General features: G+C 63.0%; 7 protein-coding genes and 1 pseudogene. 4 read left to right on the top strand and 4 right to left on the bottom strand.

What is annotated here, in order from left to right; all coding sequences use genetic code 11:
* Positions 1-3: 3 nt before the first annotated feature.
* A complete protein-coding gene (locus tag K0F85_RS21295) occupies positions 4-2,214 on the top strand; it encodes a S9 family peptidase (RefSeq protein WP_219117933.1) in 2,211 nt (736 codons plus the stop codon).
* Positions 2,215-2,289: 75 nt separating this feature from the next.
* Here K0F85_RS21295 and K0F85_RS21300 read toward each other — a convergent pair whose 3' ends face one another.
* The 3 genes from K0F85_RS21300 to K0F85_RS21310 form a co-directional block, all read right to left on the bottom strand.
* A complete protein-coding gene (locus tag K0F85_RS21300; protein ID WP_102122110.1) occupies positions 2,290-2,475 on the bottom strand; it encodes a CsbD family protein in 186 nt (61 codons plus the stop codon).
* Between the two features lie 165 nt (positions 2,476-2,640).
* Complete coding sequence (locus K0F85_RS21305) at positions 2,641-3,282, bottom strand: bifunctional 2-polyprenyl-6-hydroxyphenol methylase/3-demethylubiquinol 3-O-methyltransferase UbiG (RefSeq protein WP_219117934.1); 642 nt, start codon at positions 3,280-3,282, stop codon at positions 2,641-2,643.
* 70 nt (positions 3,283-3,352) lie between these two features.
* Entirely contained in the window at positions 3,353-5,428 is a 2,076-nt protein-coding gene (locus tag K0F85_RS21310) for a M13 family metallopeptidase (protein WP_219117935.1), read from the bottom strand.
* Between the two features lie 157 nt (positions 5,429-5,585).
* Here K0F85_RS21310 and K0F85_RS21315 point away from each other — a divergent pair, with 157 nt between their 5' ends.
* The 3 genes from K0F85_RS21315 (at position 5,586) to K0F85_RS21325 (ending at position 7,323) form a co-directional block, all read left to right on the top strand.
* The gene (locus tag K0F85_RS21315; protein WP_219117936.1) at positions 5,586-6,413 is read left to right on the top strand and encodes an HDOD domain-containing protein; all 828 of its coding nucleotides are present in this window, start codon (positions 5,586-5,588) and stop codon (positions 6,411-6,413) included.
* Positions 6,414-6,646: 233 nt separating this feature from the next.
* Positions 6,647-6,898 carry a flagellar protein FliT gene (locus K0F85_RS21320; RefSeq protein WP_257572946.1) on the top strand — a complete coding sequence of 84 codons (252 nt, stop codon included), beginning with the start codon at positions 6,647-6,649 and terminating at the stop codon, positions 6,896-6,898.
* Positions 6,899-7,011: 113 nt separating this feature from the next.
* A complete protein-coding gene (locus tag K0F85_RS21325) occupies positions 7,012-7,323 on the top strand; it encodes a hypothetical protein (protein WP_219117938.1) in 312 nt (103 codons plus the stop codon).
* Here the strand turns inward: K0F85_RS21325 and K0F85_RS21330 are convergent.
* Positions 7,320-7,900 (bottom strand): annotated as a pseudogene (locus K0F85_RS21330) (hypothetical protein); the annotation flags it as partial. The gene K0F85_RS21325 and the pseudogene K0F85_RS21330 overlap by 4 nt on opposite strands.

The following is a 7,900-nucleotide window of genomic DNA, read 5'->3' on the forward strand; positions in this document are numbered from 1 at the left end:
TCCATGCGTTTTATTCTTTGTTTTCTGGCCGCGATGGCCAGCGTTCCCGCATCGGCTGAAAAGCTGACCCTGGATCGCATCCACGCCGATCCGGCGCTGGCCGGCCCCGGCGTGCGCAACCTGAAGGTCTCGCCCGATGGCGAGCGCGTCACATTCCTGCGCGGCCGCGCCGACAACCAGTTCCAGCTCGACCTGTGGGAATTCAAGCTGAAGGACAAGAGCACGCACCGCCTGGTCGACTCCAAGGCGCTGGTGCCGAATGAAACGATTTCGCCGGAAGAGCAGGCGCGCCGCGAACGCGAGCGTACTGCCAGCCTGAACGGCATTCTCAGCTACAGCTGGTCACCCGATGGCAAGCAGCTGCTGGTGCCGCTGGCCGGCAATCTGTACCTGGTCGATGCGGCCCACCCGGAGCAGGCGCGCCTGGTCGCCAAGGGGAATGTGCTGGATCCAAAAATCTCGCCAAAAGGCCGCTACGTGTCGTTCGTGCGCGACCAGAACATCTATGTGATCGACCTGAAGTCCGGCAAGGAACGCCAGCTCACCACCGATGGCAAGGGCACCATCCACAACGGCGAAGCCGAATTCGTGGCGCAGGAAGAAATGGGCCAGCGCACCGGCTACTACTGGGCCCCCGACGATTCCGCCATCGCCTATAAGCGCTATGACGAAGCGCCCGTGCCCGTCGTGCGCCGCTTCGAAATTTTCGCCGACCGCACCGACGTCGTGGAACAGCGCTACCCTGCCGCTGGCGACCCGAACGTGCTGGTGCAACTGCTGATCGTCTCGCCGGAAACGGGCGTGCAGCGCCAGGTGGACCTGGGCACGAACCCGGACATCTATCTGGTGCGCGCCGACTGGAGCTTTGATGGCAAGTCGCTGGTGTACCAGCGCCAGTCGCGCGACCAGAAGACCCTCGACCTGATCGCCGTCGATGCCGCCACGCTGGCGCAGCGCACCCTGCTGACGGAAACGTCGACAACCTGGGTCAGCATCCATGACGACCTGCGCTTCCTGTCGAACGGCAGCTTCCTCTGGTCGTCCGAGCGCACGGGCCGCAACCATCTGTATTTGTACGACATGAGCGGCAAGCTGCTGCACCCGGTCACTTCGGGTGCATGGGGCATCGACAGCGTGCTGGCCGTGAACCAGAAAAGCGGCAAGGTCTTCGTTTCGTCGAACCGCGACGCCGTCATCGACAAGCAGACCTACGCCCTGGCGCTGGACGGCAGCACTGCCGACAAGCCACAGCGCGTGACGCAGGCCGATGGCTGGCATGACACGACGTTCTCGCGCAATGGCGAAGTGTTTGTCGATACGTATTCCGACCCGGCCACGCCGCCGCAGGTGAGCATCCGCCGCCCGGATGGCGCCATGGTGGGCTGGCTGGAAGAAAACGCGCTCAACGCCAGCCACCCGTACGCCAAATACAAGGCGGACCACCTGCCGACGCAGTATGGCACCCTGAAGGCCAACGATGGCCAGACGCTGTATTACTCCATCGTCAAGCCGTCGAACTTCGACGCCAGCAAACGCTATCCGGTCTACCTGTCGACGTATGGCGGCCCGCACTCGCAGCATGTGGCGCGCCGCTGGGGCAACAACTTTGACCAGTACATGGCGCAGCAGGGCTTTGTCGTCTTCCGCCTCGATAACCGGGGCTCGTCGCGCCGCGAGCGCGCGTTCACGGACGCCATCTATCACCAGCTGGGCGCAGCCGAAGTGGCCGATCAACTGGTCGGCATCGACTGGCTGGGCAAGCAAAGCTTCGTCGATCCGAAACGCATCGGCGTGTTCGGCTGGAGCTACGGCGGCTTCATGACCTTGCGTTTGCTGTCCGCAGCATCCGACAAGATCGCCATGGGCGTTTCCGTGGCGCCCGTCACCGACTGGTCGCTGTACGACACCCACTACACGGAACAATTCCTCGGCATGCCGAAGGAAAACGTGGAGGGCTACAAGGCCAGCACCGTGTTCGCCCACCTCGACGGCTTGACGTCGCCGCTGCTGCTGGTGCACGGCATGGCCGACGATAACGTCCTGTTCAGCAACAGCACGCGCCTGATCGACGCCCTCGTGAATCGCGGCGTGCAATTCGACCTGATGACGTATCCAGGCGCCAAGCACGGCATCTCGTCGCGCGCGGGCCAGCGCCACGTGTACAGGAAAATTGAAATGTTCTTCAAACAGAAGCTGGGCCATCCACCGCAATAAGTCTGACCAGCCGCAAATAAAAAACCGCCGCCTGTCTTGCAACAGGCGGCGGTTTTTACATTCTTGCTGCCAGAATCAAGGCTTGCGCGTCACGGTCTCGACCGCATCCTTGACGTCGCCAACCTTCTTCTGCACTTTGCCTTCGACCTGGTTTGCCAGGCCCTTGGCTTGCTGTTCTTCGCTGCCGACGACTTTCCCAGCCTGTTCCTGGATTTTACCGCCGACTTCCTTCAGTTTACCTTCGACTTGATCTTTGTTCATGATGGATCCTCACTGTAGTTGGTACATCTGTTGTCCGGCCCCCTGAGGGCCGGTACCGCGGCTCACACGCTGTTGCAAACTGCTTGTTGCGTGTCGATGTATCAATAGTACGCAGTGGGGATCAAAAGCTCTGTACGGTTCCTAACACAGCAGCAACATCGCCGATCAAGCCCCCATGTCCTTGCGCCAGACGGTGGCCAGCCATGGCTGCTGCGCGCGCGGCAAGCCCGGCGGACGGTAGTACTGCTCGACCAGGGTAAAACCGGCCGCCTGCACAAACGCGGCCCACGTCGCTTCGTCGTGGTAGCTGCCGTAGCGCTCGCCATTCCAGCCTTCCTGGTTTTGCCCGCGCGGATTCGAACTGAACAATACGCCGCCCGGCTTCAGGCAAGCGTACAGCGCGCGCAACACGCCGGGCAGGACGGCGCTGGGCACATGGAACAGCACGGCATTCGCGAACACGCCGTCGAAGTGCGCGGCGGGCAGGTCGAGGTCGACGAAATCCTGTTGCCATACGGGGCAGCCGCTGTAGGCGCGCGCCATCTCGACGAAACGGGGGCAACCATCAACGCCCGTGGCCTGGTGGCCCATGGCGGTGAACGCTTTCAGATCGCGACCAGGGCCGCAACCAAGGTCGAGGATCGCCAAAGGCGCGGGCCGGTTGATGGCATTCACCAGCGCGCTGATGTTCTGGCTGACGTCGTGGTCGCGCGTGCCTTCGAAAAACTGCTCGGCGCTGGCATCGTAATGGGCCAGGGTGCGCTCGGTGATGGCGTGGATGGGGTCTTGCTGTGGGGTCGGCTTCATGGCGGTCCTATCGATATGTTCCGCCATTTTACGGTGCCGGCGCGCTGGGCGCCGGCACCGTCAACAGCGTCTACCAGACGCGCACACGCTGTTCCGGCGCAAGGTACAGCTGCTGCCCCGGCTGGACGTCGAAGGCGGGGTACCAGGCGTCGAGGTTGCGCACGGTAGCGGCGCGGTATTGCGCCGGTGCATGGCCATCCGTGAGGATTTGCTGGCGCGCCGCCGCTTCGCGCGCCTTGCTGCGCCAGCTGACGCCGTAACCGGTAAAGAAATCGCGGTCCGCACCCGCCTGTACCGGCTTGCCCTGCTGCGTCACGCTGAACGCGTCATGCGCGACCGCGACGCCAGCCAGGTCGGCCAGGTTTTCACTCAGGGTCAGCTGGCCATTCACTGCCAGGTCGGGAAATGGTTTATAGGCAGCGAACTGCGCCACCAATTGCTTCGATGCCGCCTGGAAATGCGCCAGGTCGGCTGGCGTCCACCAGTCGCGCAACTTGCCCTGGGCATCGAACTGCGCGCCCTGGTCATCGAAGCTGTGGCTGATCTCGTGGCCGATGGTGGCGCCGATGCCGCCATAGTTGGCCGCATCGGAGGCTTGCGGATCAAAGAATGGCGGCTGCAGTATGGCGGCCGGAAAGTTCAGCGCATTTTGCAGCGGCAAGTTGACGGCATTGACCAGCTGCGCCGGCATGGCCCAGGCCTTGCGGTCGGGAGACTGGCCCAGCTTGGCCAGTTGCTGGCGATAGTGAAACTGTTCCGCCCGCTGCACATTGCCCAGCGCGTCACCGCGCACCACGCGCAAGCCCGCATAGCTGGCCCAGCGTTCCGGATAGCCCACGCCCACGTACAGGGTCTTGAGCTTTTCCTGCGCCTGCGCCTTGGTGGCCGGCGCCATCCAGTCGAGCTGGTCGATGCGGCGCGAGAAGGCGGCGACGATATGCGTCACCATGTCCTGCACGCGGGCTTTCGATTCAGGCGGGAAATAGCGTTCCACGTACAGCTTGCCGACGGCGTCGCTGAGGGCCGCATTCGTCGCGGCCAGCGCCCGCTTGCTGCGCGGCGACTGCTGCGGCGTGCCGCTCAGGGCACTGCCATAGAAGGCGAAGCGCTGGTCGGCAGCCGCCTTCGGCAAGGTCGTGCTGAAATGGTTGATCGCGTGGAAGGCAAGAAAATCCTTCCACGTGGCCAGCGGCACGCTGGCCACCAGTGCGGCGCTGCCCGTCATGGCCGTCGGGTGCCAGACGATAAAATCGGCCTGCTGGCCCAGGCCTGCCGCCTGGAAGTAGGCTTTCCAGTCCAGGCCCGGCGCCTTGCTGGCGAAGTCGGCGGCGCGCCACGCGTTGTTGCCCTTGGCGACATCGGCAGAATCCTCGCGGCTGGCGTGACTCGCGGCAATTTGCTGCTCCAGCGCAAACACGCGCGCGGCGCGGGCCGGCGCATCGCTGTAGCCAGCCTGCTTGAGCATGGCGGCGATATGCGCCTGGTAGCCGGCGCGCAAGCCCTGCATGCGGGTGCTGTCGCCCTGGTAGAAGGCACGGTCGGGCAAACCCAGCCCGCCCTGCAGCAGATAGGCCACATTGCGCGTAGTGTCGTTCAAGTCTTGCGCCACCCACAGGCCGAACAGGTTTTCCGTATAAAAATTGGTGGAATTGAGCGGATCGACATCGGCGCGCAGGCTCTTGCCCAGCGCACGGGCCAGTCCCGCCTTGTCACGTATGCCATCGATCTTTGTCAGCAAGGGCTTGATCGGCGCCCAGCCTTTCGCTTCGATAGCGGCTTCATCCATCCAGGAACGGTAAAAATCGCTGACCTGGCGCGCGGAGGCATCCACCTGCGGCGCCGCCGCCAGGCCGTCAACGAGGGCGATGATGCGCTCGTTGGTCGCGTTGGCGAGGATGGCGAAAGAACCCCAGCTGCTGCGGTCGGCTGGTATCTCCGTGCTGCGCAGCCAGTCGCCATTCACGTAATCATAGAAGTCGTCGCCGGGCAAGGTCGTGGCGGCAGCGGGAACAGCCGCGCTGGCCACCGCTTGCTGGCCATGCGCCTGGGCCGGTAGATAGGCCAGGGTGGCGCCGGCCAGGGCGAGGGCGATGGCGATGGCAGCCTGGACTGGCGTCCGGGGGCAGGAAAAAAGCAAAGCGTGCATGGCGATCCTTTCGATGAAAATAGTCAAAATCATAGCCTGAAATCATCACTGTCCCGGGCACAAAAAACCGTCCCCCAACTTTTTTGCATGCGGACAAAAAATCGGCATATAGTTGCACAACCGCACACCGTCACGCGCGAACACCAAGGAGATTGCCATGCAATTGGAAGCGCTGTTCCAGCAACCCCATGCCCTGCCCACCGCGCCAAAGGTCGTCGACGAACTGGTACGCAGTTTCGACAATCCCGCCATTGCCACCGAAGACATCGCGCGCCAGCTGGGTACGGACCCGGCCTTGAGCGCCAAGCTGCTGCGGCTGGCCAACTCCGCTTATTACCACGTGTCGCGCAGCATCGGCACGGTGGAAGACGCCGTGCTGATGCTCGGTTTTGTCACCGTGCGCACGCTTGTCATCAGCTCGGGCCTGGTCGACGGTTTCAAGGCCGTGCCCGGCCTGAACCTGCCGCAGTTCTGGCGCTACAGCCTGCACAGCGCCGTGTCGGCCCGGTGGATCGCCAGGCAGACGGGCGACAACCAGGATCTGGCGTTCACCATCGGCATGATGCATGCGATAGGACAACTGGTGATTCATGCCGCCATGCCCGAGCAAGCCATGCAGCTCGACAAGATCGCCCCGCCGCTCGACGCACGCCGGCTCGACGCGGAGCGGGTGTCGCTGGGCTATGACTATGCGCAGGTGGGCGCCGAACTGGCGCGCCGCTGGAAATTCCCCGCCGCCTTTGCCGACGCCATCGCCGCCTTTCCCGATCCGCTGGCCCAGGCGCCCGTGAACCGCCTGGCCGCCATCATCCACCTGGCCGCCTGGCGCGCCCGCATCGATGAAAATCAGTTGAGCAATGAAGAAATCATCGCCTGCTACCCCAGCAAGGTGGCCGAAACGCTCGGTTTGCCACCTTCGATACTGGTCGACAAGATGCCGCCGCCAGCCGAACTGAGCGCGGGACTGGAAGAACTCGTCAAATAAATCCCACGCCGCCGGCATCGTCACAGCTTGAAAGCCCGGCATCCATGGGACCTGGCGGGCGATTCCGGCGGCCCGCCAGGCATCTTGCAAATTATTTTCACTTTTTTTTAAAAACACCCTCAAGTTCCGCTCAAGCACGCCGTTAATCTAGACAAGCGGTAATCCATTCACTAGTTACGGGTGTGCTCATGACTTCCAACGACGTTCTCTCGATGTATGAAAATATTGCAGGAATGACCAATAAAATGGTCACGGCCGCACGTTCGAGCGACTGGAATGGCTTGAATGCCCTGGAAAACCAGTGCGCCAGCGCCGCCAGCGCGGTCATCACGGGCAAGGTGCCCGCCCAGGCCGGCGCCTCGCGCCTGCGCAAGATCGACTTGCTCAAGCAAATCCTCGCAAACGACCGCGAAATCCGCAACATCACGGAACCGTGGATGACGCAGCTGTCGAACGCGATGCCGAGCCAGCGCGCCCGCATGTAAGAACGAACATCGCCGTACCAGTAACGACAAAAGCACCCGCGGGTGCTTTTTTTACGTCGACTTCCTGGCAGTAAGCGCGGCATCTGCAGCGCTCCGGAAGCAAGAAGGGGAATTTGGAAGGCGAACCCCAGGTATCTCCTGGCGTCGCCTCGCTGCCGGTTGCATCCGGCGTTCGCGAGCACATCGTCGGCATCGCAAACCGCTTCCAGACCCAGGCATTTATGCAACGCTACACCTGTTTGCCGCGCCACACTATCGTTGGTGACTGCGCCAGGCTGGGGCTGTTTTTTGTCGCAGAGCAAGTCTACCAGGTAATCATATCACCATCTTTGAAAAATAGGCAACACGATAGCCCCGCATTTTTCTTTATTTTTTCAATATCTTTTTTTACATCAAATCCAGGTGCGGCCTTGCAGCATCATTAACGCGAGAACGGCTCCGCCTGCGGCTCGGCCGCGTCCTCGTGCGGCGCTTCCGTCAGCACCGGCGCATCCTTCTTCTTGCGGCCAAACGGCTTGCGCAGCAAGACCCAGTATTTCGACGGCCCACCCGGCCCCGCCGCCTGCCTGCGCTTGCGCACGACATACACGATGAGCGCCGTCAGCAGCAGGAAGAGCAGAGTGCCGACACCGAGCCATAGCAAGCCGTTGCCAGCCGGCTTCTGTTCCTTCTCGACCGCTGGTGCCGCGTGCAAGGGCTTGGGTTTAACGTGCGGCGCTTCTGCCACGGCTGGCGCGCTGGCGGGCGCCACGGTGCTGGCGGGCTGAACCAGCGCCTTTTGCAAGGCGCCGATCTTGCCTTCCAATTCACCGAGCTTTTCATTCAGGGCCGCGTTTTTCTCGTCCAGCGCCACGCACGCAGCCGCCTGCCCAGTATCTGCCTGCGGCGCACAAGCGGCCACGGGCGCCGCAGCGCGGCGCAATGGCGGCGGACGCAGTACGGGGGCAGCCGGCCTGGGCGCGGCGGGCGGCGGCACGAACACGCGTGCCGGTCGCACGAGGC

Source organism: Janthinobacterium sp. UMAB-56, assembly GCF_900095265.1.
GTDB lineage: Bacteria > Pseudomonadota > Gammaproteobacteria > Burkholderiales > Burkholderiaceae_D > Janthinobacterium.